Annotated in this window: 18 protein-coding genes; 12 read left to right on the top strand and 6 right to left on the bottom strand. The window is 66.8% G+C overall.

What is annotated here, in order from left to right; all coding sequences use genetic code 11:
* The first annotated feature begins 161 nt into the window (after positions 1-161).
* From VFW04_12070 to VFW04_12085, 4 genes are all read left to right on the top strand, one after another.
* Entirely contained in the window at positions 162-743 is a 582-nt protein-coding gene (locus VFW04_12070; GenBank protein ID HEX5180060.1) for a class I SAM-dependent methyltransferase, read from the top strand.
* Complete coding sequence (locus VFW04_12075) at positions 740-1,738, top strand: glycosyltransferase family 2 protein (protein ID HEX5180061.1); 999 nt, start codon at positions 740-742, stop codon at positions 1,736-1,738. Before VFW04_12070 ends, VFW04_12075 begins: the two co-directional genes overlap by 4 nt.
* A gap of 3 nt (positions 1,739-1,741) precedes the next feature.
* Positions 1,742-2,551, top strand: coding sequence for a class I SAM-dependent methyltransferase (locus VFW04_12080; protein HEX5180062.1), 810 nt, complete (start codon positions 1,742-1,744; stop codon positions 2,549-2,551).
* Positions 2,552-2,710: 159 nt separating this feature from the next.
* Positions 2,711-5,314, top strand: a complete 2,604-nt coding sequence (locus VFW04_12085; protein HEX5180063.1) for a protein kinase — start codon at positions 2,711-2,713, stop codon at positions 5,312-5,314.
* Between the two features lie 22 nt (positions 5,315-5,336).
* Here VFW04_12085 and VFW04_12090 read toward each other — a convergent pair whose 3' ends face one another.
* A complete protein-coding gene (locus VFW04_12090; GenBank protein ID HEX5180064.1) occupies positions 5,337-7,289 on the bottom strand; it encodes a multicopper oxidase domain-containing protein in 1,953 nt (650 codons plus the stop codon).
* 392 nt (positions 7,290-7,681) lie between these two features.
* Between VFW04_12090 and VFW04_12095 the strand changes: the two genes are divergently transcribed.
* The 3 genes from VFW04_12095 (at position 7,682) to VFW04_12105 (ending at position 11,571) form a co-directional block, all read left to right on the top strand.
* Complete coding sequence (locus tag VFW04_12095) at positions 7,682-9,739, top strand: SDR family oxidoreductase (protein HEX5180065.1); 2,058 nt, start codon at positions 7,682-7,684, stop codon at positions 9,737-9,739.
* Positions 9,740-9,884: 145 nt separating this feature from the next.
* A complete protein-coding gene (locus VFW04_12100; GenBank protein ID HEX5180066.1) occupies positions 9,885-10,535 on the top strand; it encodes a hypothetical protein in 651 nt (216 codons plus the stop codon).
* 163 nt (positions 10,536-10,698) lie between these two features.
* Entirely contained in the window at positions 10,699-11,571 is an 873-nt protein-coding gene (locus VFW04_12105; protein ID HEX5180067.1) for an aspartyl protease family protein, read from the top strand.
* A gap of 3 nt (positions 11,572-11,574) precedes the next feature.
* Here the strand turns inward: VFW04_12105 and VFW04_12110 are convergent, their stop codons facing one another.
* From VFW04_12110 to VFW04_12125, 4 genes are all read right to left on the bottom strand, one after another.
* On the bottom strand, positions 11,575-14,106 hold the full coding sequence (locus VFW04_12110; GenBank protein HEX5180068.1) for a M1 family metallopeptidase: 2,532 nt from the start codon (positions 14,104-14,106) through the stop codon (positions 11,575-11,577).
* A 349-nt stretch (positions 14,107-14,455) separates the two neighbouring features.
* A complete protein-coding gene (locus VFW04_12115) occupies positions 14,456-15,160 on the bottom strand; it encodes a hypothetical protein (protein ID HEX5180069.1) in 705 nt (234 codons plus the stop codon).
* A gap of 69 nt (positions 15,161-15,229) precedes the next feature.
* Positions 15,230-15,649, bottom strand: a complete 420-nt coding sequence (locus VFW04_12120; GenBank protein ID HEX5180070.1) for a MarR family winged helix-turn-helix transcriptional regulator — start codon at positions 15,647-15,649, stop codon at positions 15,230-15,232.
* 79 nt (positions 15,650-15,728) lie between these two features.
* Complete coding sequence (locus VFW04_12125; protein HEX5180071.1) at positions 15,729-16,613, bottom strand: DMT family transporter; 885 nt, start codon at positions 16,611-16,613, stop codon at positions 15,729-15,731.
* A gap of 92 nt (positions 16,614-16,705) precedes the next feature.
* Between VFW04_12125 and VFW04_12130 the strand changes: the two genes are divergently transcribed.
* Positions 16,706-16,939: a DUF167 domain-containing protein gene (locus VFW04_12130; GenBank protein ID HEX5180072.1), complete on the top strand. Its 234-nt coding sequence runs from the start codon at positions 16,706-16,708 to the stop codon at positions 16,937-16,939.
* 54 nt (positions 16,940-16,993) lie between these two features.
* Here the strand turns inward: VFW04_12130 and VFW04_12135 are convergent, their stop codons facing one another.
* Positions 16,994-17,602: a TetR/AcrR family transcriptional regulator gene (locus VFW04_12135; GenBank protein HEX5180073.1), complete on the bottom strand. Its 609-nt coding sequence runs from the start codon at positions 17,600-17,602 to the stop codon at positions 16,994-16,996.
* A 179-nt stretch (positions 17,603-17,781) separates the two neighbouring features.
* Here VFW04_12135 and VFW04_12140 point away from each other — a divergent pair, with 179 nt between their 5' ends.
* The 4 genes from VFW04_12140 (at position 17,782) to VFW04_12155 (ending at position 24,803) form a co-directional block, all read left to right on the top strand.
* Entirely contained in the window at positions 17,782-19,440 is a 1,659-nt protein-coding gene (locus VFW04_12140) for a SulP family inorganic anion transporter (GenBank protein HEX5180074.1), read from the top strand.
* A gap of 420 nt (positions 19,441-19,860) precedes the next feature.
* Entirely contained in the window at positions 19,861-20,310 is a 450-nt protein-coding gene (locus VFW04_12145; GenBank protein HEX5180075.1) for a hypothetical protein, read from the top strand.
* Between the two features lie 277 nt (positions 20,311-20,587).
* Positions 20,588-22,318, top strand: coding sequence for a serine hydrolase (locus VFW04_12150; protein ID HEX5180076.1), 1,731 nt, complete (start codon positions 20,588-20,590; stop codon positions 22,316-22,318).
* A gap of 388 nt (positions 22,319-22,706) precedes the next feature.
* Positions 22,707-24,803 carry a hypothetical protein gene (locus VFW04_12155; protein ID HEX5180077.1) on the top strand — a complete coding sequence of 699 codons (2,097 nt, stop codon included), beginning with the start codon at positions 22,707-22,709 and terminating at the stop codon, positions 24,801-24,803.
* The last annotated feature ends 8 nt before the right edge of the window (positions 24,804-24,811 follow it).

Raw genomic sequence — 24,811 nt, forward strand, 5'->3', positions numbered from 1 at the left:
GACGCACGCGGCGTCACCGCAGTAGCCATCAACGCGCACGGAGATTTTTCAGGCGCCATGCCGACCAGCCTCGCCGCAGCGCTCGAGCAGCGCTTTCCCCTCCACGAGCAGATCGGCCGCTTCACCCTGCGGTGGCGCGAATGAACGTCGCGGCGAGAATCATGGAACACACGGCGGCCTACCGCCTCTGGCAAGCGCCCTTCGCCGAGTCGAAGCTGGCGCCCGTCTTTCGCCACACCGATCGCCAATCCATTCGCCGAGTGCTCGACGTGGGCTGCGGTCCCGGCACCAACACCCGCCACTTCTCGCACTGCGACTACCTTGGCATCGATGTGAACCCGGACTATATCGCGTACGCGCGCGAACGACACGCACGCCGCTTCGTGGTCGCCGATGCGACCACGTACACCGTGCCCGCCGGCGAACGCTTCGACTTCGTGCTCGTCAACAGCTTCCTGCACCACGTCGACACGGCCAGCGCCCGCCGCATCCTCGAGCACCTGCGCACCCTGCTCACCAGCGATGGCTATCTCCACGTGCTGGACCTGGTGCTGCCGGCGCACGCTTCAGTTGGGCGAATGCTCGCCCGCTGGGATCGCGGCGACTATCCGCGGCCGCTCGAGGAATGGCGCGATCTCCTTGGGCTATGGTTCGAGACGGTAGTCTTCGAGCCGTATCCACTCGGCGCCGCCGGCCTAACGCTCTGGAACATGCTCTACTTCAAGGGCCGGGCACGGACATGATCGCGCCGCCGCTCCGCGTGTCCGTCGCCATTCCCGTGTACAACGAAGAGGATGGCATCGCCGAATTGCTGCGTCGCGTCGGCGATGCACTCCGCGCCGTACCCGGCGGACCGCACGAAATCGTGATCGTGAACGACGGCAGCCGCGACGACACCTTGGCGAGACTCGCCCAACACGCCATGACCGATGACCGAGTGGTCATCGTGTCGCTGTCACGCAACTTCGGCCACCAAGCCGCCCTCACCGCGGCGCTCGATCATGTGACGGGGGATGTCGCCATCGTCATGGACGGAGATCTCCAGGACCCGCCGGAGTTGATCCCCGCCCTGCTCGCACTCCACGCAACCGGACACGATGTCGTGTACGCGCGTCGCAGCAGCCGCAAGGAACCGTGGTGGCTGCGCGCCTCGTACTTTCTGTTCTATCGACTGCTCGATCGATTGTCCACGGTGCGCGTCCCGCTCGACGCGGGCGATTTTGGCCTGCTGTCGCGCCGTGTGGTCGACGAGCTCCGGCGGATGCCCGAGCACCACCGCTTTCTGCGCGGCATGCGGACCTGGGTCGGGTTCCGGCAGACGTCGATCGCCGTCGACCGCGGCGAGCGCCATGCCGGCGCGAGCAAGTACACGGTTCGCAAGCTGCTCACGCTCGCCTTCGACGGAATCTTCGCGTTCTCGGTCGTCCCGATTCGCGCGGCCGCGCTGTTAGGCGCGCTCGTCATCTCGTTGACCGGCGTGTTCGGCGCGTACTCGGTGTGGGCCAAGCTCTTCATGCACCAGAGCCCGCGCGGATTCACCGCGCTGACGCTGCTCATCAGCTTTCTCTCCGGCGTGCAATTGTTTTTCCTGGGCGTGATCGGCGAATACGTCGGGCGCGTGTACGAGCAGAGCAAGGGACGCCCGATTTACATCGTCGATCAGATCATCGGCCGCGAGACGGCCATCGACGCCAGCCGTCGATCGCGTGTCGCCGCCGCACGCCGGCAGCGAGCCTAACGCGTGCAATCGGAGTACGCCGCCGTGTACCGGGAGCTCTACGACCACCACTGGTGGTGGCGCGCCCGCGAGGACCGCATCGTCTCGGTGCTTCGCCGCCTCGGCTTGTCGGGCAAGAACGCCGCGATTCTCGATGTGGGCTGCGGCGACGGCTTGTTCTTCGACCGGCTGCGCGAGTTCGGCGTCGCCGAAGGCGTCGAACCCGACGCATCGCTCCTCCAGCCGGACGGTCCCCACCGCAGCAGCATCTACGCGCGCGCATTCGATGACACCTTCCAGCCGGCCGGCGAACGCCGCCGGTACGACGTCATCCTCATGCTCGACGTGCTCGAGCACATGCCGAACGCTGAAGCGGCGCTCCGGCACGCGCTGTCGTTGCTCGCGCCGGACGGCGTCATCGTCGCGACGGTCCCTGCGTTTCAAGCGCTATGGACCGGCCACGACGTCATCAACCAGCACGTGATGCGGTATGACCGGGCGGCATTCCGCCGCCTCGCCGACGCCGCCGGCATGCGCATCGACATGGCGCGATACCTGTTCCATTGGGTCGCGCCCCTCAAGCTCGCGACGCATCTGGCGGAGCGGTGCGATCCGCGCAACGACGGCGTGCGTCAGCCGCGCCCACCGCGCGTTCCACCGCGGCCGGTGAACCGCACGCTCTATTGGTTCACGCGCCTCGAGCAGCAGCTGTTCGACCGCGTCCCGCTGCCATTCGGGAGCTCCCTGCTGGTGATCGGCGGCCCGTTAGGCGGGGCGGTCGCCGATCAGCGCGCGACGCCCCCCGTGCCACACCGCGATCGACGCTCCGAGTAGCCCTCGCCTTGAGACGCGATGACGGCGATCTACCTCACCGAGCAAACACCGAACTACTATATTATGATCGTATAGTATGATCGTATCACGGACCCGCCGGTCGTCGTCGGCCAGCCGGCGGGGAGTGGTGGATTTCTCGGTTCGTCATAACGTTATCCCATGCCCGAGCCCCCCCACCTCACCACCGCCCTCAGCGACCGCTACGTCATCCAGCGTGAGTTGGGATCCGGCGGCATGGCCGTGGTCTACCTGGCGCACGACCGCAAGCTCGACCGCGACGTCGCCCTCAAAGTCCTCCGCCCGGAGTTAGGCGCGGTCCTCGGCGCCGAACGATTCCTAACGGAGATCAAGATCTCGGCGCAGCTCGACCACCCGCACATCCTCACGCTCATCGACTCGGGCGACGCCGACGGCATGCTCTACTACGTGCTGCCGTACGTCCGCGGGGAAACGCTGCGCCACAAGCTGAATCGCGAACGCCAGTTGGGCATCGAGGAAGCGTTCGCCATCACCAAACAGGTCGCGAGCGCGCTCGATTACGCGCACCGCCGCGACCTCGTCCACCGCGACATCAAGCCCGAGAACATCCTGCTGCAGGAAGGCGAAGCGATGCTCACCGACTTCGGCATCGCGCTCGCCGTCAAGGAAGCCGGCGGCAATCGCCTCACGCAGACCGGCCTCTCGCTCGGCACCCCGCAGTACATGAGCCCCGAGCAAGCCACCGGCGATCGCACCGTCGACGGACGCAGCGACATCTATTCGCTCGCCTCCGTGCTCTACGAAATGCTCGTCGGCGAACCGCCGGTGACCGGCTCCAATGCCCAGGTCATGATCGCCAAGCTCATGACCGAGAAGCCCACGCACGTCCGCGTGCTGCGCGACACGGTCCCGCAAGCCGTGGATGACGCGATCTCCAAGGCCCTGGCCAAGACGGCCGCCGACCGGTTCGCAACCGCCGGCGACTTCGTTCGCGCGCTCGAAGCCGGCTTGAAACCCGCCGCGGCGACAGTCGCGCTCCCGGCCGCTGCCCGACCGCGGCGCACCGGCGTCGCGTTAGGCATCGCGGCCGCCGCGGTCGCTGCCGTCGTCATCGGCGCGCTCGCCATCCGCGGGCGCTCCACGCCGATCGCCGGCAGCCAGGCCTCGCTCAGCAGCAAAACGCAGCTCACCGTCTCGGGCGGCATCTACTATCCGGCCATTTCCCCGGATGGCAAGCAGCTCGCGTTCATCGCGCGCCACTGCACCGGCGCCGACTGCACGTATTCCGTCGTCGTGCAGGACGTCGGCGGCACCACCACGCGCTCGATCCTCGACGGCGCCACCGCCGTATACGACCTTCGCTGGAGCCCGGATCGCCGCAATCTCATGATGAACGGCACGATTGGAGGGCGTTTCGGATCGTATCTGCTCTCCGCGCTTGGCGGACCACCCAAGTTTCTTACGTTAGGACCCGCCGCGTTCTACGCCGATGGCGATTCGCTGCTCATCGGCTCCGGCAATTCGCAGGACTCCGTCTATTGGGTCGGCGTCGCGGGCCTCGACGGCGTCGCCCGCGACAGCGTGCGCGTGCGCGGGAACGGCCAGTACCTCGCCAGTCTCTCCGCCATCCCGGGAACGCGCTGGATTCTCGCGCTCATCGTCCAGGCACCGCACGGTCTCTGGCAGATCATCGGCCGCGACGGCAAGGTGGCGGACCACGTCGTGAACCAATGCACGTGCGGCGGCATCGGTACGGTAGACGCCGTGTGGCTCGACCGCGCCGGAGACGCCGAAGGAGAATCGGTCGTCCGCATCGCGATCGACCCCAAGACCGGCCGCCTCTCCGCCAAGCAGGACACGATGGTCACCGGCATGTTCACCAACGTGTCCGTTACAGCTGACGGCGCCAGGATGGTGATGGACCAGGGCACGCTGGACTTCAGCGTCTGGACCGCCACGCTCCCGCACCTCATCGCCGGACAGCTCGGCCCGACCCCGATCGCGCGCGCCTCGAGCAGCGTCCTGGCCGCCATCTCGCCTAACGGTCAGCGCCTGCTCGTACAGCGCGTCGTGCCCACCAGCGGCGAGCACACGGAAGCGCGCTTCAGCATCCGCACCTACGATGGAGGCGTCGAGTCGCCGCTCAGGACGAGCGGCACGATCCGCGATGCATCGTGGGTCGACTCGACGTCGGTGTCCACCATCCAGACCGGAGCGCAAGGCAGGGTGCACCTGGGCCTGGTCGACGTCACGAGCGGCGCTGAACGCGACCCGTTAGACCTGAGCGACTCATCGATCGCCGACGCGACGCCGATCCCCGGCGGTTGGGCCTACATCCCGGTGGCGGGCGATGGCCTGGTGCTGCACACGGGCGGCACGCAGCGCACGGTGCCGCTCCCGGGCTGGTTCAGCCGCTTCATGCAGGTCATCGCCGATCCCGCGCACGGACGGCTCTTTGTCACGGGCTTCAACCGCACCACAAACGACACGGTCGGCGTAGCCGCCCTCGACGTATCGACCGGAGCGGTTACCAAGTGGGGTGAGGTGTTCGGCGAATTCGGATGGATTTCGCTGCTCGATGGCGGCGCCGTTCTGCTGGCCGTGCACCGCACCGGGGATCGGCTCGACCTGCACAAGCTCACCGGCCCCGGCGCGATGCAATCGTTAGGCAGTCCGGCAGTGCCGCTGTTGTGGGCCAGCGTATCGGCCGATCTCAAGCGCGCCACAGCGATCCAGCGCGACTACAACGCCGACGCCTGGATGTACACCGTGGTCAAGCGCTGAAACCAACCGCTGCCCCTGCGGCTCACTCCACCAGAATGGGCACTCTGACCATGAGCTGCCCCGACCTGGTTCGAACTTCCAGCAGGAGGTGCCCCGGCTCGACCGGACGGTAGTCGAAGTCGTAGGTCTCGCCTATGCCGACGATCTGTCGCGCGCGCCGGACGCGCTGCGCCACACCAGGCAGATCGAACCCGTCCTTGGCGACCTCGCGCCACTCGGCCACCATGGTATCGCGCGCCAGGTTGAACGCGCTGTCGGGACGCGTCGTGAGCGAAAAAACGGGCGCCACGTTGAATGTCGACAGGTTGATCAGCCGCACTCGTGCCGGCCGACCGACGTGCAGGATGACCGTGTCCGGGTTCACTTGCCCGTTGATCTCGAGCGGGAATCCCTCGTCGTTGATTGCGCCCTTGAGGAAGAAGGCGTGGTCATCGGCCGATGGCGCTGTGCCGGAATCGCGCACGACCAACGTTCCCTCGAGGCCGGCAACCTGCTCGCGCAGCTCATCGAAGTGCGCGTGATACATGAACGTTCCGGAACGCGGCGGCGTGAACTGCACGGTGAACGAATCGCCCGGCGCGATGCTCGGCGCGAGATGATTGCCGGCGCCGCTGAAGCCCGGCACTCCATCCACGTAGCTGTCCTCCACTTCGATGCCGTGCCAGTGGACACTGGTGGGCTGCGCGAGGTGGTTCACGATCGTGATCGACACCGGCTCATTGCGCGTGAGATCCAGCTCGGGACTCATCTGCGGCCTTCCTTCGACCCGACGACCCTGTTCCTCGAGCACGAAGTGCATCGTCGGCAACGTGTCCTGCCCGCCGCCTGCTACCAGGACCTGACCGGCTTCCGCAATGAGTCGCAGCCGGCGAAGCGGCGCCGGCGCGGCAGCAACATGAGCGCCGGGTCGATCGGCGACCACCACGCCCAATGCCATACCCGACATGTCTCGCATCCGCGCCGTTCCGCGGTTCTGCCGAACTTGAGGCGGATCGAGAAAGGGGTCGCTCTCCAGGTGAAACGCGATGTGGCAGTGGAAGAACCAGTTCCCCGGCCGATCCGGTGACCAGGTCATGGACATGGAGGAAAGGGGCGGCAGGATTTGGGTCACGACCAACTCGCCTGGCCCCGGCCGTGGGAAACGCGCCGACAGTCCTCCCGTGAGCGTGTCGACGCGAAAATAGAAGCCGTGCATGTGCATGGCATGCAGCTGCTCCGACGCGTTGATCACGCGCCAATGCAGGCTGTCGCCGGCGGTAGCGCGGATCCGTTCTGTGTTAGGCCACGTGAGGCCGTTGATCGTGTAGGTGAACCGGCCGCCGACGCCGCGTCGCAGCGCCGCCAGCTCGGACGGCGAAGGGGTGTGGCCGAGGGAGTTGACGCCGTCCACCCACTGCGTGTCGGGCAGCGCCATGATCACGAGCACGCGATCGCGCACCGGAGCGCCTACGCCAGCGGTGTCGATCACGATGGCGCCCGCCAGCGCCCCGGTCACCTCGGCCAGTCGACTCGCGTAATCGGGAGCGGTGGCGCGGTACACGTAGTTGCCGGCCACCGAGGCAGTGGTCGTGAACTGCCTATCCGCGCCCGCAGGCACGACCACGGAATCCATCACATCGGGTTCCGAGCTGCCGTGGATCGCCGCCGGCACGATGAAGGTGAGTGGCGCCGACAGCGTGTTGCGCAGCGACAGACGGAGCTCCGTGCCCTGCGGCGCTCGAATCAGCGGCCCGGGCACCAGCGGGGCCTTACCGGCCTCCGAGAACGCGGCGAGCGGCAGCGGGACCTGATGCGAACCGACTGCGATCCACTGGGTCTGCTTGGCTTCGAGGGCGACAGTGAGGACGCCACGCTCCAGGCGGCCGGCTCGGTCGACGTTGCGATTTGGCTCTGCGGTCGGTAGCGCACGCCGGGGCAGTGAGCCCAAGACGGTTGTCACGATACCCGCGATCGCGACGAAGCGGCTAACGCTCATGAAGACACCTCAATTATGGGTGCGCACACGAGTTCCATCACGCGTTCGACATTCCGAGGCGAGCGCCCGTGGACCGGTGCTGGTAATGGCGGGGTGACGTGGTCCTGCACGGCCACTACGCTGGGAAACACTCGTAACTCAGCCGTTTGCATGCCGTCACTCGTCGGGTGACGGCCGCCGAGCGAGAAGAACTCGCGCGCGCGAACGAAGCGCCGCGGCACCGCGATCGGGGCGCATCAGAGAGTTTTTGCCTACTAAGTAGGCAAAAACTCTCTGATGATCGACGCGCGGATCCTGTCGCGCCCGTTCGATGGCGGTCGCGCCCGTTGCGCCCGCGACCCGTCGGCGCCCCGCGCCATCACGCCGCGTCGCAACGGCTATCTTTAGCGCCCATGAACGTCGACGACCGTTGGAAAGGCGGACCGCCCGGCGCGAGCGCCGATGCGCTCGACCAACTGGTCTACCTCTCCAACCTCATCGGTCTCGAAACCCGGCTCGTGCAGCCGGGCGGCGGCAACACATCCATCAAGATCGGGGATGAGTTGTTCGTCAAAGGAAGCGGCACCGACCTGCGCACGATCGGCCGGTCGGGATTCACACGCCTGTCGCTGCCGGCACTGGCGTCGCTCGGAACCGTCGAGTCGATGCGCGACGACGAGATGATGCGGTTGATGGCGCGGTGCATGACGGATCCCGGCGGCCCGACTCCGAGCGTCGAGACTCCGTTGCACTCGCTCATGCCCAACCGGGTGATCGCGCACACGCACGACGTCGCGACGATGAGCCTCACCGACATCGACGACGCCACGGCGGCGCGGCTGGTACGCGACGTGTTAGGCGGCGAAATCACCTATGTGCCGTACGTGCGCCCCGGCTTCCCGTTGGCCAAAGCGGTGGCGCGCATGGCCGGCCGCCTGCCGCCGGGCACGATCGGGCTTGCACTGGCGCATCACGGCCTGATGGTGTGGGCAGACGATGCGCGCGAGTGTTACGCACGCTTGCTCCGCACCGTAAACCGCATCGAGGACTTCCTGGCCGCGAAGCGGCGCGCGCGGCCGGCGCCCCCGGTGATCGCGGATCGCATACCGCCGGCCGATGTGCGTCGTCGTTGTGCCGAAGGGCTGCTGCCGGTCCTTCGCGGCCACCTCGGCGCGGCGAGCCGGGTCATTCTGCACTACGACGACGGCGACGACGTCCTGCACGCGATCGCCGACACACGCATGCAGGAGCTGACGCGCCGCGGGATGGCCACGCCCGAGCACATCCTGCGCGCCGGCCGGCTCCCCCTCTGGTTGAGCATCGACCCGTCGATTGCGCCGGAGGAGTTGGCCACAGCCGCACGCGCGCAGCTGTCGAGCCAGCACGCGGAGTACGAGGCGAATCACGCCCGACATGCGGCGCCGGGCGAGCGCCCCCTCGACGATTGGGCCAAGGTGCTGCTCGTGCCCGGACTCGGAATGATCACCGCGTCGCGGGACAAGCGCGGCGCGATCACGGCGAACACGTGCTATCGCGCTGTGCTCGAGACGATCGCGAACGCCGCAGCAATCGACGCGTTCAATTTCATCGCCGAGTCAGAGGTGTTCGAGTTCGAGCACTGGCCGCTCGAGCGCCGCAAGATCGACGAGCAGGATGCGCGCGAACGCGCCACCCTGCTCTTGCCGCGCCACGTGGCCGTGATCGTCGGCGGCGCGAGCGGAATCGGCAAAGCCGCCGCGCACCGCTTCGCGAACGAAGGCGCGCACGTCGTCGTGGCCGACCTCGATGGGCCGGCCGCCGAAGCGGTCGCGTCGGACATATGCCTAACGCACAAGGGCCGCGCCATCGCCGTCACGCTCGACGTGCGCGACGACGCGAGTCTTGGCGCGCTCGTGCAGCAGACCGTGTTGGCGTTCGGCGGCATCGATTCGTTGTTCTACACCGCCGGCCAGGCGCCGCGATTCGCCCGCGTGACGGCGCTGCGGCGCGACGAGCTCCAGCGGCAGGTGGACGTGCACTACATGGGTGCCGTGCTCGCCATGGGCGCCGCTGCCACGGTAATGCAACGGCAGCGGCTCGGTGGGTCGATCGTCGCGTCGGTGTCCAAGGCGGCGGTCGCGCCCGGCCGCGATGCCGCCGCGTACGGGGGAAGCAAGGCCGCGCTGCTCCAGGCGATGCGCGTCGCCGCCGTCGAGTTAGGCGGCGACGGCATTCGCGTCAACGCCATCAACGCCGATCAGGTGGAGACGCCGCTCTTCCTGCGCTTCGTCCAGGAACGCGCCGCGATGCGGGGCGTGACGCCGGAGCAGCAATTGGAGACGTATCGCAGCCGGAATGCCATGGGCGTGTCGCTCATTCCGGCCGAGTCGGTGGCCGGCGTCGCCGCGCTGCTGGCGAGCGAGCGCTTCCGCTACACCACGGGCGACATCATCACGATCGACGGCGGCCTGTCCGACGCGTTTCCGCGATAGACAGCGTGCGCGAACGGCCGGGAGCACGCCGACGGATTGACTCGCGGCGGATGGCCAACGCCTGAGTAACGGCCGGGCAACGGATGTCGGCCAGAATCGAAGTTCGTCGATCGAACCGATTCCCGCGATCCGAGGAGCACCACCCATGACATTCTCCCGCCCCTGCATCGTGCCCATCGCCGTTGTTCTGATGTTAGGCCTGTCGATCGCCGGCTGCTCCGGCGCGCCGCGCGCCGATACCGCGAGCGCCGCCACGGCGACCAGCGACACAACCGACTCGATTGGCGGCACGAAGGTTCGGTGCAATCAGCTGACGAAGGCGCAGGTCCAGCCGCTTTTGGCGAACACGATCACCGACGTCAAGGTGACCGCGGCCGGCACCGACGCCGAGGGACAGCAGTGCGTGTTTTCCGCCCCGGACGGCACCGGCGCGATCGACGTGCTGGTGTTGAGCGGAACCGACGCACAACAGGCCTACGCGGGCGCGATCAAAGCCGAGACGCACGGTCCGGTGCCCGTGCCGGGCGTCGGCGACAAGGCGAGCCGCGATACCGGCGACGGCCAGATCGACTCGATGAAGGGCGATCTCTACTGCGCTGTGTCACTCGGCTCCAGCGGCGACATGCCGGGCATCGGCAAGCTCGAGCAGGCGGCGGGAGGCACGACCCACATCGCCGAAAGCGCGTACGCGGCAATGGCCGTGGCGCTGGGGACGCTCTGCAACCGCATCTACGGCAGCGGCAATACGACGCCCGACCTGACCATGCTAACGGGAGCGGCCTCGCGCGCCCATTAGACCTCCGCACGCGTTAGGCGCGGTGCCGTCATGACCGACAACCATACTTTGATGGAATACGAAGCGTCCCGCTGCGGTGGGCGTTAGCCTATGGCCTGCACGTACCAACGCCGGGCCAATGGCGCGCGACCAGGCTTCTCTCTCCATGAGGTTGGACTCGTTCATGACCCGGTTCTCCGTGGCGCGATCCGCTGGCATGGTCGCGTGTCTGGCCTGCCCCGGCCTGACCGCGGCAGCGCAGTCGACCACGCCGGTCGCCGTCATCCACTTCGATCCATATCCGTTAGGCGACCACCTGACGACGGTACACGGCTCGATCCGAGGCCACGCCGGGACGTTTCTCTTCGATACGGGCGAAGGCGTGACGCTGATCAGCACGAAGTTGGCGCAGGCGATCGGCTGCACGCCGTGGGGCCAGGTCACCGCCATTCGCATGCGAGGCGATCGGATCGATGCGCCGCATTGCGACCATATTCCGTTCGACATCGACGGCCAACATCTCAGTGCACCGAGCGTGATGGTGTTCGACATCATGAAGTTCTTCCCGCCTGACGCGCCGAGCCTCGACGGATCGATCGGTCTGGACCTCTTCGCGGGTCGCGCGGTCACCTTCGAGCTGGCGCGGAATGAACTGATCGTCGAAAGCCCGCAGAGCCTCGCATCGCGTGTCGGCCACGCGACCCCGGTGCCGCTCCGGATCGTTCGCGACGTCCAGGGCCTCGCACTCACCGCCGACATCGGCGTGGACACGCCCGATGGCACGGCGTGGATGGAGCTCGACTCGGGAAGCGGCGGCATCATCGTGTCGAAAGTCATCGCGCCGCTCTTGAAGCTCGATCCGGACTCCACCGCGGGTCAGGCGGTGAAACTCACGATCGGCGACACAGTCGCAGTCGAAGGACGCGCACGCGTGATGGATCGGATGATCATGGATGGCAACATCGGCGTATCATTCCTGACGAAGTGGAACGTCACGCTGGACCTGGCGGATGGCCGCGCGTGGATCGCGCCAGTGGAGACATCCCCGTCTCGTTAGGCATCAGCGGCGCGCCGCATCGAGCTTGTCGAGCACCTGGCGCGCGAGGCGGCTCTGGATGACGAGCGGCGCATCAGCGTCACGTGCCACATCGGCCCGCAGCTGTTCCAGAGCGAACGCGCCCGTCAGATCCTCGCCGGCGAGGCGCAGCGTTAGGACAGGGCTCTCGAGCGCCGCGCGGGCCGCCGCCAGTACGCGCGCCGAGTCGCCGGCGGGCACCGAGTCTCTCATCGCCGCGAGGTCGCCGAGCGCGCTCGAGCGGATGTCCTCTCGTACGCCGGGTTGCGACGCATCGAGCAACACGGACGCCGCGCGTGGATCCTGCGTTGCGGCCAGCGCCGCGAGCACGGCCTTGAACACATGGACCTCGGGTCCCGATCGCACCTCCGCCGCGAGCACCGCTTCGGCGTTCGGGTTCCGCGATCGGCCGATGCCGCGAGCAGCCGCGGCCGCGACGGCATAGCTGGAATCTCCGTGCATCGCGTTCGCGAGCGCCGCGTAGACATCGCTGTCGCCGCTCGAGCGGCCCAAGCCCGACGCGGCGGCGGCGCGCACGCGGCTGTCGGGCTGCGTCCGCAGGGCGTCGACGAGGGCAGCCCGCGCGTCCCTCGATCCGATGCGGCCGAGCGACGCCGCGGCCGCGGCACGGACCCCGTAGAAGGCATCGGTGCCGAGCACCTGCGCCAGCGCGCGAACGCGCCCGCCTAACGCAGAATCTCCCATGGCGCCGAGCTGCTCGGCTGCGCCTAACCGGCTCATCATGTGCCGGTCGCGCTCCGCTTTGGCCGCGAGCGCCGCGACCGGCTGCGGAAAGTCCAGCGTCTTGTCGATGAAGCCGTCGGGATCGAAGTCCACCCAGGCGGGCGCGAACGCGAGCGGAATCTCGAAGTCCTGCGACGCCAGCGAATCTTCCACCTGCACCGTCCGGGACTCCGCGCCCGCGCCGTGGAAGGCGAGCTCGACCGGCATCCGGAACAGCGGCGTCAGCGAATCGACGCGCTGCACCTGTTCCACGTGGACCAGCTCGACGCGTCGCGTCGAATCGTGCCGCGCCGACACCCGGTAGCTCGGCGTGCCCGCCATGAAGACCCACTGGTGAAAGAACCAGCCTAACTCCAGCCCCGTGGATTCCCGCAACGCATCGATGAGCGTGCTCGTCGTCGCCGTATGCGTGTGGTGGAGCGCCAGGTAGTGGTGGAGGGCGCGAAAGAACGGCTCGCGCTGCGACGCCGGGTGGCTGGCCGCCGAAGACCCATCGACGACGTAGCGCAGCATGTCGAGCACGGCGGCGCCCTTCTCGTGCGTGATCGCGTCGAACATGTCTAACGGATCGTCGTAGTGGCGGTCGACGATCGGGCGGAGATAGTCGCGGCGGTCCTGCGCCCGGGCCAGCTCTTCGTCCTGCAGCATCTCGTAGCGGAAGGCATCGTTGCCCTCGTGGTGCTGCGTGTACAGCGCTTCCATGTACGTCGCGAATCCCTCGTTGAGCCAGATGTCGGCCCAGTCGCGGCCCTGTACGTCGTCGCCGAACCATTCCTGCCCCAGCTCGTGCGCCACGAGCGCGGTGCTGGGGTAGTCGGCGTCCGCGCGCGCGTCGTGCAGCGTGTTGTCGGTGAGCGTCGTCGCGCTCACGTTCTCCTGTCCGCCGAACAGATAGTCGTGGACCGTGGTTTGCGCGTACTGTTCGTACGGATACGGCACACCCGTCGCCCGGCCGAAGAACGCGATCATGTCGGGCGTTAGGCGGAAGGACCGGCGGATGGTGGCCGTGTCGACGGTCCGCGGCGCGTAGTACGCCACCGGCGTCGCTCCAGCGTGGTCGGAGATCTTGCGCCACGGCCCAACGGCGAGCGAGATCAGATACGAGCTGTGCGGTACGCGCTCGACCCAGTCGTACGTGGTCGTGTGCGCGCCATGCGTCACCCGCACCAGGCGGCCGTTGGACACCACGACCTGTCCCGCGGGGACGGTGGTGATGGTCTCGCTGGTCGCCATGTCGTTCGGGTAGTCCCAGCACGGGAACCAGTAGTGGTTGAGCTCGGGCTCGCCCTGCGAGAACACCTCGTGCGGCGCGTTCGGGTACGCGTCGGTGGGGTTCACGAAAAAAAGGCCGGTGCGCGGTGCGCCGTGGTAGATGACGCGCACGCGCAGCGTCGCGCCGGCATCGTACGCATGGTCGAGCGTGATCCAGAGGCGCGACGGGTCCGTCGTGAACGCCAGCGGCGCGTCGGCCGCGGCCGCCCGCTCGAGGCGCACGGAATCTATCGTTAGGCCGGAGCTGTTGAAATAGAACGTGCGGAACGCGTCGCCGAATGGGCGGAGTGTGACCACTTCGTCGCCGAACACGACGCCGTGCGGCTCGTCGAAACGCAGCGCCAGCCGGTAGTCGAGCACGTGGTAGGTGCGGCTGGGCGCCCAGTGCCACACCGCCGGATTGCCGAATGGCGGCGGCGCATGCTGGGCCGGCGCCGAGGCGGTCAGGCAGCCGGCCGTGAGCCACAGGCCGATGCTGCACGTGCGTACCACGGGTGTCATCGATGCAGGCAGTCGCTCATGTGAGGTCGAGGAGTCGGCCAGACGTGGCCGTTAGGCGGGGCGCAGCACGAACCGCGCCTCGCTCATCGTGGCCGAGCCAGTTTTGATTTCCATGCTCTCGTTCTCCGATGGAGTCAGACGCTAGTGCGCGACACTCGACAACGCTTCGTCGGCGGTCAAACCGTGGCCGCCGCACGGCATCCGGCTCCGCCCGGAACGAGGATGGCAGGCGTCTTGTAGGATGTCAACAACGCTGCCGGGCACGCGTGCGCTGCCGCGTGCGCGCATCATGGAGTTGCTGCCTGCCAAGTAGGCAAAAACTCCATGATGCGCCGAACACAGCGGTGAGCTACGCAGCCAGCGCGGCCGTCGACACGGCCCGCGGCGCGCGGAGCTTGCGCAGAATCAGGAGATGCATGAGGAAGTACGCCGGCACCAACAACGTCGGAATCAGCACCCACGGCAGCGTCGTCACCTGCTCGGCCGACCCGCTGAATACGCGGAACGGTGCCCCGGGCTGCGAGGTGACGCCTAACGCAACCGCGGTGATCAGGTCGAGCATGCCGAGCGCGTTCCACAGCCAGATCCAGATCGGACGCACGGATCCCGACGCGGCCATCGCGGCCAGCGGCAACGCGATCACTCCGACCGCGACGTCGCCCCAGCCCGCTGACGGCGCGAACGGGGCCGGTAGCCGGCCCACGCCGTAGAGGATGAGAAAGAAGACGCCCAACACGCGCCCGATGTTCGCGGCGATGAGTACGGGCATCGGAATCCGGAGTACGCGCTCCCGGAACCGCGGCACGCGGAAGTACGCGATCAGTCCGGCTGCCAGCGCCGCGAACAGCGCGATGCCCACGGCGGGAACGGGACCGGTGGCACCCGGTCCAAACCCTCCAACGGCGCCGATGGCCACGAGCGCGGCCAACCAGAGCCCGACGCCGACGAACGCCGCGATGCGCGCCCGCAACGTGAGCGATGTCGCGCCGACGAAGAGGCCGGCCAGGATGGCGACGAGTGCAACTTCGGCGATAGTGCCAATGAGATCGAGCATGGAAGCCTCCAGTTAAGTGTATATGCACCTATTTGACGCGCGCCGCACAGGCAGCGGGCGCAGGTCGCGTTAGGCCGTCGGAGCCGTGATCCGTGTCCTGTTCGCGATGGGGTTCTTCTTGTCGATCAGCCGCTGAGCCCGCTGCCAGGCCGGATACGCCTCGTGCAGCTTCCGGCGGCCGGCGGCACTGAGCTTCACGCGGTGTTCGCGGCCGTCCTCCGACCGTGCCGAGACGATCCAGCCCTTTCGCCGCATGAGGGCCGCGCTACGCGTGAACGTCGTCCGATCGAGGCCCAGTGAATCGGCGAGCATGGCCAAGGGCGCCCCCGGGCCGACCTCGAGCGCCACGAGCACGGAGAACTGCGTCGCCCGCAGTCCGTACGGGCGCAGCTGCTCGTCGTACAGACGCGAAATCGCGCGCGCCTGCCGCCGCGCGTCCAGGCAGTGGCAGTCGGTCGCGCAGACAGCGAAATCGATTCTACGGGTCATGGCTCGAAATCCTGTGTATATGCACGCATCTAACGGTGCAACCGGGGTGGCGCCGGCGTTGTTCCCGCGGTCGAGCCCGTCACGCCACGCTGAAATACACCGCCCCGCCGAGAATCAGGACACCGCCCGCGATCGCCAGGCTGCCCAATACATCGTGCAGCACGATCACGCCTAAAATAGCGCCGACGAGCGGCTCCAGATTGACGAATATGCCCGCGCGCGACGCCGGCACGCGTTTGAGACCCCAGTTCCAGAGCAGCGTCGTGGCGGCGGTCACCAACAATCCCTGCGCCACGACCGCCAGCCACGCGCGACGCGAATAATGCACAGGCGGGATACCATGGATGGCGACGACCGCTACTGCCAGCATTGCCGTGCCGATCCAATACACGACTACCGTCACCATTACTGCTGCATGGTGTCGCATGAGCCGCTTCGAAATCAGGATCCATCCGATGGCGGCAACCATCGACGCGACCACCAGCAGGTCGCCCAGCGCGCTCGCCTGCGTCGCGCCCGAGCGCGTCGTACTCGAAAACGCAATCAAGGCCGCGCCGACACTCGACGCCAGGAGCGCGAACCACCCTTGCCTTCGCAACCGCTCGCCCGAGAAGATCGCGGCCGCGACCGCGAGCAGCATCGGCAACGACGCGACCATGAGCGAGGCGTGCGACACGCTGGTGAGCGCCAGCCCCTCGAACTGGACGAGATACTGGATCGGTACGCCCAACACCGCGGCGCCTAACACCCACCCCCACTCGGTCCGGTCGAAGCGCGATCGAAAGAAGAAAGCGCACGGCACCAACACGGCGCAGCCGACCACGAAGCGAAACAGGACCATGTCGGCGACGGGCATCTCGGTCAAGGCGATTTTGCCGAGCAGGAAGCCCGTGCCCCAAACGGAGCCGGCCGTGGCCAACGCAATCGTCGGCAGGAAGCGGTGCGCCCGCATGTCGTTAGCCATTGGCGCGCGTCGGACCCCTCCCGGATCCCACCGCCCGCCCGAACAACGGATGCGCTATTCTTGATTCATCCGAACCCTTGCCTGACGGGCGCATGACATCGCTGACGCTGCGTGTGAAAGTGAAACCGAGGTCCAACACCACGTCGCTCACCCAGTCGCCGGATGGAACGTGGGTGGCGCGCCTCAGGTCGCCCCCGGTGGATGGGAAGGCCAACGACGAACTCATTGCGTTGGTCGCCGAGCAGTTTCGGTGCCGTAAGGCGGACGTCCGCATCGCCGCCGGCGCGACCGCTCGCATGAAACGGCTCACGATCGACCTGTCCTGAACTCGGTGCGATGTCGCGCTCGCACCGGCAGGCCGCATCCCGCGCGACGCGCGGTCACGCCGGCGACGACGCCAACTGTCCGAGCAAGCTGTGCGCCGCAGTCAGATACTCGTCGATGTCGAACCGCGGATCGATGATCGATTGGATCGCGCACCCCTTGATGAAGCTCACCGCGAGGCCCGCGAGTCCCGCGGGCTGGACGCTCCCGAACCGCCCGGGCTCGGCCCGGAGGATCTCGTCGGCCATTGGCCGGAACGCCTCGCGATAGCGGCCGAGCTCGGCGCGCATCTTCCGCCGGATCTCGGGATGGCGCGTGCCTAACAACCAGTACTCGAAGAAGAGCCGGATGCGCCTGGGCTCGCTGGACAGGCGATGCATCTCGCGCTCGAGAAGCGCCAGGAGCCGCTCGAGCGGGCTCGGAAGGGCGGCGATGTCGTCGGTCACGTGCAGCACCGTGGTCGTGGACAGAAGCCAGTCCAGGAGTGCGACGAGGAGGTGCTCCCTGGTCTTGAAGTGGAACAGCACCAGGCCCGCGCTCAGATGCGCGCGCTCCGCCACCAGGCGGGTGGTCAGCCCGTCGAGTCCGCGGCGAGCCGCCACGTCGAACGCCGCGGCGATGATCTGCGCACGTCGTTCCTCTTCGGGCGCCTTGGTTCCCGGCATGTCGCTGCTCCTCTGCAAGACCGTGATCGTTCCACGCGATCCCGACGGCTCGACCGCTCGCCCCATATTGACTCCCCGTTCAATGATTCGTCAATATCATTAAACAGCCGCTCAATGCAGGCCGCGCGACCGCGCGGCCGCGTGCGCGGCATTCTTCGTTTGCCCCCCGAGGTATCGGCGTGCTGCTGCCCAAAAGTGTGACGACCCTCAAGACGTACACGAGGGAGCAGTTTCTGGCCGACACCGCCGCCGGCGTCATCGTCGGCATCGTCGCGCTGCCGCTCGCGATCGCCTTCGCCATCGCCAGCGGCGTCACACCCGACCGCGGCCTCTACACCGCCATCGTCGCCGGCTTCCTCATCTCCGCGTTAGGCGGGAGCCGGGTGCAGATCGGCGGGCCGACGGGCGCGTTCATCGTCATCGTGTACGGGATCGTGCAGCAGTACGGCGTCGACGGACTCCTGGTCGCCACGATGATCGCGGGCGTGCTGTTGATTGCGTTGGGCGTGGCCAAGTTAGGAGGCGCGATCAAGTTCATCCCCTTCCCGGTCACGATCGGCTTCACGAGCGGCATCGCCCTCATCATCTTCTCGAGCCAGGTCAAGGACTTCCTCGGCCTCCGCATGGGCGCCGTCCCGGCGGACTTCTTTCCCAAGTGGAGCGCGTTCCTCCATCACCTGGCGAGCGCCAACCCGTGGGCCGTCGGGTTGTCGATGGGCTCGATGCTGATCATGGTGTTCTGGCCGCGCGTGAGTCGCCGCATCCCGGGGCCATTCGTGGCGCTCATCGTCACCACCGTCGCCGCGCACGTGCTGCGCATGCCTGTCGACACCATCGGCAGCCGCTTCGGCGCGCTCGACATCGGCCTGCCCCACCCCGTGCTCCCCCACATCGCGTGGACCACGATGCGGGGTCTCGTGCAGCCGGCGGTCGCGATCGCGCTGCTGGCAGCGATCGAGTCGCTGCTCTCCGCCGTCGTCGCCGACGGCATGATCGGCGGACGGCATCGCTCCAACATGGAGCTGGTGGCGCAGGGCATCGCGAACATTGCCTCGCCGATCTTTGGCGGCATTCCGGCGACGGGCGCGATCGCGCGCACGGCGACCAACGTGAAGAACGGCGGCCGGACGCCCGTCGCCGGGATGGTGCATGCCGTGACGCTGCTGCTCATCACGGTGGCCTTCGGCCGGTGGGCCGAGTTGATTCCGTTAGCCACGCTCGCGGCGATTCTCGTCGTCGTTGCCTACCACATGAGCGAGTGGCGCACCTTCAAAGCCGAGCTCCGCGCGCCCAAGAGCGACGTGGTCGTGATGCTGCTCACCTTTGGCCTAACGGTGGCCGTCGACCTGACGGTCGCGATCGAGGTCGGCATCGTCACCGCGGTGTTCCTGTTCATGCGGCGCATGTCCGAGGTGACCAACGTGGGCGCGGTGACGCGCGAGTTCGGCGAGCCGCGGGAGGAGGATGAGACCGACGCCGACCGGGCGCGCCGTCGCCGGCTGCCCCCCGGTGTCGAGATCTACGAGATCAACGGGCCATTTTTCTTCGGCGCCGCCGAAAAATTCAAGGACACGCTCGCCGCCGTGGCGCGCAATCCCAAGGTGCTCATCATCCGGCTGCGCAACGTGCCGGCGATCGATTCGACGGGACTCAACGCATTCAAGGATCTGGTGCGCCGCACGCGGCACGAGGGCACGCTCGTCCTGCTCTCCGATGTGCATGCCCAACCGATGGTCGCACTCGGCCGCTCAGCGCTGCTCGACGAGTTAGGCGAGGAGAACGTATTCGGCGACATCGACGCGGCGCTCGATCGCGCGGCGGCGTACGTCACGGATTAGTCCGCGCCGCGGAGCATCATGACGCCATAACGTTGCGTGGCTGGCCACGATTCACGTTTCCCGAAGGCTCGCTAGGGTTCGCGATTCGGGGCTCGCGCCGTCGCGCTTTCGCACGACGATTCCGTGCCGACGATGCATGATTCCCGGCCACAACCGGCGGCGGGTTCCGAATCAGCATAACCAACTGGGAGCAGACGGGGGACGGCTCGGTCCAACTGTCGGTGGACGACGCACTCGACGCGGCCCTGGATTGCGCCGCCGCCTACGTCGCCGCGCGGGCCGGCCGGTCATCTTGAGTGCTTGCGAATCCGCGCCAAACGCGGGACAATTATCGGGCCGCGTCCTGGGCGCCATCCGATACAGGCGTCGCCCAAGCACGTCACAACGGGCGCCATGAATTCCACTTAGGAGTTGCCGCACATGCGCTCAATCACGCTTCTGGCCCTCGCCGCTGCCGCCGTCACATTCCCTTTCCTCGGCGTGCGCGCGCAGAATGCCTGCGGCCTGGTCACTGTCGCTCAGGTCAGCGCGGTCGCGGGAGGATCGATGCATCAAGCGCCGGGCCTCGTTAGCACTACCGGCTGTGCGTGGGGCGGCGACGCCGAGACGCCCAAGCGCAGCGTGTCCATCTCGATTCGGCCCTCGTCCGAGTACAACACCGTCAAGTCCCGACTCGGCTCCATGCTCGTCGCGGTCTCCAGCCTGGGCGACAGTGCGTTCTTCTTCCCCACCAAACACAACAACGTCATGCTGTATGTTCTCAAGGGAACGCACGTATACGTCGTGACGGTCAGCGTCGCCAATAATACGCTCGAGCAGAATGAGTCCGCCGAAAAGACGCTCGCCGGAGAGATCCTCACCCATCTCTGATTCACATCGACGACACGCCGTTCAGCTGGCGGACGTCCTGGGCTTGTGAGCAGCCCGCACACCGGACCCGGCCACAACAGGGCGTGGCGCGAGCATCATGGAGTTTCTGCCTACTTTGTAGGCAAAAACTCCATGATGGTACGCTGAGACCACCCCGGCCCACGCTGGATGGCTGCCGCCGACAGCGAAGCGCCTGCGACGCGGAGTGATGCCGATAAGGGCGTATGTCTTCTGGATTTCTCTGGACGGAGCCGATCCGCTGCCGCATGTTACCCGCGTGCCCAGATCGTTCCTCGTCGCGCTCATTCTGTTAGGCGCCGCAGGCGGCGCGGGCGCTCAATCCCCGCGAACCGGGGCGATGCGCACCGCGAGCCCCGCGCCGGTGTTGGACCAAGCCCAACGCAGGGCAATCGACGCGATCTTCAAGCCATACGACAAGCCGGCCGTCCCGGGCTGCGCGCTCGGCGTCTTCCGCGATGGGCGCATGGCGTACGCGCGCGGCTACGGTTGGGCCGACCTCGAGCGCCGCGTACCCATCACGCCTGCCACGCTGTTCGATATCGGCTCCACGTCAAAGCAGTTCGCCGCCGCCAGCGTCGCGCTGCTGGCGGAAGAGCACAAACTGCGTTTCGACGACGAAGTCCGTAAATACATCCCCGAGCTCCCGGACTACGGCGCGCCGCTCACTATCGACAACCTGATGCGGCACACCAGCGGACTGCGTGACTACGCCGGGTTGCTCGTGCTCGCCGGCCACAGCCTGGAGGAAGTCACCACCGATTCCCAGGCGCTCCACCTGATCGTGCACCAACGCCACCTCAATTTCCCCAGCGGAACACGATTCTCGTACTCCAACACCGGATACTTCCTGCTCTCGGTAATCGTGCAGCGCGTCAGCGGCATGTCCCTCTCCGACTTCGCGCGCACGCACATTTTTCTGCCGCTCGGCATGACGCACACCGTGTATCGCAACCACTTCGACATGCTGATCCCGAACCGCGCGTTAGGCTACGCGCCAGCCCCGACCGGCGGCGGATTCCGGATCAGTATGTCCAACTGGGAGCAGACGGGAGACGGCTCGGTCCAACTGTCGGTGGACGACGCACTCAAGTGGGACGAGAACTTCTATCATCCGCGCCTCGGCGGCCAGACCATGGTGGACGAGCTCCAGCAGCGCGGGACGTTGTCGAACGGCGATTCGATCGGCTACGGCCGCGGATTGTTCCTCGACACGTATCGCGGACTTCGCCGCGTGCAGCATGGCGGCGATTGGATCGGCTATCACGCCGCATACGCGCGGTTCCCGGCGCAGCACACGTCGGTCATCGTGCTCTGCAACTCCGACGGCATCTCGCCGGAGCCGTTGGGCGATCGCGTCGCCGACGTCGTGCTGGCGAAAGCGTTCTCGTCGTCAAAGCCTAACGCAACGGTCGCCGTACGCCCTCGAGCAACGCAGAGTGGCGGGAACCCATCGGTGACGCTGGCCGGCGGCTATTTCGCGTCAGCCACCGGCGAAGTGTACCGGATCGTGACCCATGACAGTGGCATGGTTGTCGAGTTCGCCGGTCAGTCGTTCCGGCTGCACCGGCAGGGCCCGCTCGAGTACCGCGTCGCCGCGTTCCCGATTTCCATCACGTTCGTCGCCGACAGCGGCAACGCCGCGACCGCGCTCTGGCTGCGCACTGGACCGAGCGACAGCCTCGAGGCCCAACGATTTGTTCCCGCCACACCGGATGCGGCCGAGCTCGCGAGTTACGCGGGTCGGTACTACAGCCCGGAGCTCGGAGTCACCTGGCCCATCACGTTCGATCACGGCGCACTTACGTTAGGCACGACATCCTCTGAGCTGATGGACATTTCCGGCAAGCTTGTGCCGGCGATGCAGGGAACGTTCACGGCGGGAAGTGGAACGCTCCAGTTTGTGCGCGATGCGTCCGGGCGCGTAACCGGGATGACCTTGAGTGCGAGTCGCATGCGCGGCATCGAATTCGACCGGCTCCCCGACTAGGGAACGCCGCTCCAGGTCCCGATTGACCGCTGTTCGCGACCCATTGGAAAGATGAGAATTCACAGTCCGGTCAAACCCTCCTGACGTTCGCGGTGTCCAGCATCCCTAGCTCAACCTCGTCGCGCTAGCCCCTGTCAAACGACCATGAGTGATTTGCTGCAGCTGCTCCGCACAGCGCATCGCCGTCTGGCCCAGAGCCCCGCGTTGGCAACTCACGAGCCCGAACCGGGCTGTGTTCGCGGCTCCAAGTCCTGATTGCCGGTGTTCAGGGCTCCTGGACGTCGTCGCTGAATGTGCAACTTGACGTTCGACAGTCGTCTCTGATGCACAGCACGTGGCGCCGACCGCCACTTGGGAGCCGCCTCACTGGCACCGATTTGGAGACCCTATGAAGACCCGTCTGATCGCGATCCTCCTGCTCGCACTCGTCTCGAGCCGGGTCGCCGCTGCGCAAACCAGCCACGCCGCACCCGCCACGACCACGGCGCAGGTGCCCGTGACGAAAGTCGTGCTCTTCTCGTCCGGCGTCGGCTATTTCGAGCATGCCGGCACGGTGCACGGCACCAGCGCGACCGAGCTTCGCTTCAAGACGAGCCAGATCAACGACATCCTCAAGTCGCTCGTGCTCCAGGACGAGGACGGCGGGCGCGTGGGCGCGATCACGTATCCATCGCAGGATCCGTTAGCCAAGACGCTCAAGAGCTTTCAGGTCGACATCACACAGAATCCGAGCCTCGCCGACCTGCTCAATCAGCTGCGCGGCGCGCGCGTCACCATCCAACGGCAGGCCGAAACGCTCTCCGGCACGATCCTCGGCGTCGAGACACGCGTCAAGGGTGGGGACAAGAGCGATTCCTTCGAGGTGCCAGTGCTCAATCTCCTAACCGGCGCCACGATTCACGCGGTCGAGCTGCCCTCGATCACCAACCTGACGTTGGACGATCTGCAACTCGAGGAGGAGCTGACGCGTGCGCTCGGCGCCTTGGTGCAGGCGCGCGATCAAGACCAGAAGCCCGTGACGATCAACTTCACCGGCACGGGCGAGCGGCGCGTTCGCATCGGGTATGTGGTCGAAACGCCGGTCTGGAAGACCAGCTACCGCTTGCTCCTCGACGACCACGGAAAGTTAGGCAAGCTGCAAGGATGGGCCATCGTCGAGAATCAGACGGAGAGCGACTGGAACCACGTCGCGCTCTCGCTCGTGAGCGGCCGGCCGATCTCGTTCACGATGGATCTCTATCAGCCGCTGTACGCAAGTCGGCCTAACGTGGTTCCGGAGATGTACACCGGGTTGCGCCCGCAGCTGTACGAGGGCGCGACCGCGACCGACAGCGCTCGCGTGCAAATGGGGGGCGCTGCCGGAGGTGCCGGGCTCCAGCGCCGGATCGGCTACGACCAATACGGTCGGCCGTCGAAGCTGGCGCTCAGCGAGCTCGTGGTCACCCCGGCCAGCGGTGGCTCGCGCGACACGCCCATCGACGCCGCCGCATCGGTCGCGGCAGTCGCGTCGGCCGCGCGGCTCGGCGCACTGTTCCAGTACACGGTGCCGGATGTCACGCTCGCACGACAGAAATCCGCCATGCTCCCGATCATCACCGACAGCATCGAGGCCGAGCCCGTCTCGATCTACAACGCGTCCGTGCTGCGGTCGAATCCCTTGAACGGCGTGCTGCTCAAGAACACCACGGGCAAGCACCTGCTGCAAGGTCCGGTCACGGTGCTCGACAAGGGCGTCTACGCCGGCGATGCGCGCATCGACAACGTGCCGCCGGGCCAGGAACGGCTGCTGAGCTACGGCATCGACCTCGACATGGTGGTCGACGACACGAAGAACACGCAGAACACCACACTCCTAACGGCGAAGATCGACAAGGGCGTGCTCACCCTGAGCCGCAAGCTCGTCGCGTCGCAGGAGTACGCGGCCGACAACAAGACCAACAAGGACAAGACCCTCATCATCGAGCGGCCGATCCGCTCCGGCTGGAAGCTCGTCGACACGCCGAAGCCGTTCGAGACGACGCCGGACCTGTACCGCTTCAAGGGGACCGCCGTCGCCAACAAGGTGACCGTTCTCACGGTGAACGAAGAGGTCGTGACTAACGAAACGGTCATGCTCGCGTCGACGGGCCTGGACCAACTGCTATTCTACAGCCGCACGGGGACCGGAGCCGGCGACATGCCGGCAGACGTGCGCGCCGCGCTCGCCAAGGCGATTCAGCTCGAGCAATCCATCGCCGCTGTCGAGGCCGACATCAACGCGCACACCCAGCGGGTGGGCGAGATCACCGCCGAGCAGAACAGGATTCGCGAGAACATGAAGACGGTGGCGCAGTCGACCCAGTATTACAGTCGGCTGCTCGAGAAGCTCAACGAGCAGGAGACATCCATCGAGGGCCTGCAGAAGGAGCGGGATGCGCTCACGGCGAAGCGGGACTCGTTGCGTAAGGAATTGGATGACTATCTCAACGGGCTGACGGTGGATTGAGCCATGCG

The sequence above is a fragment of the Gemmatimonadaceae bacterium genome, assembly GCA_036273715.1.
Taxonomy (GTDB): Bacteria; Gemmatimonadota; Gemmatimonadetes; order Gemmatimonadales; family Gemmatimonadaceae; genus JADGGM01.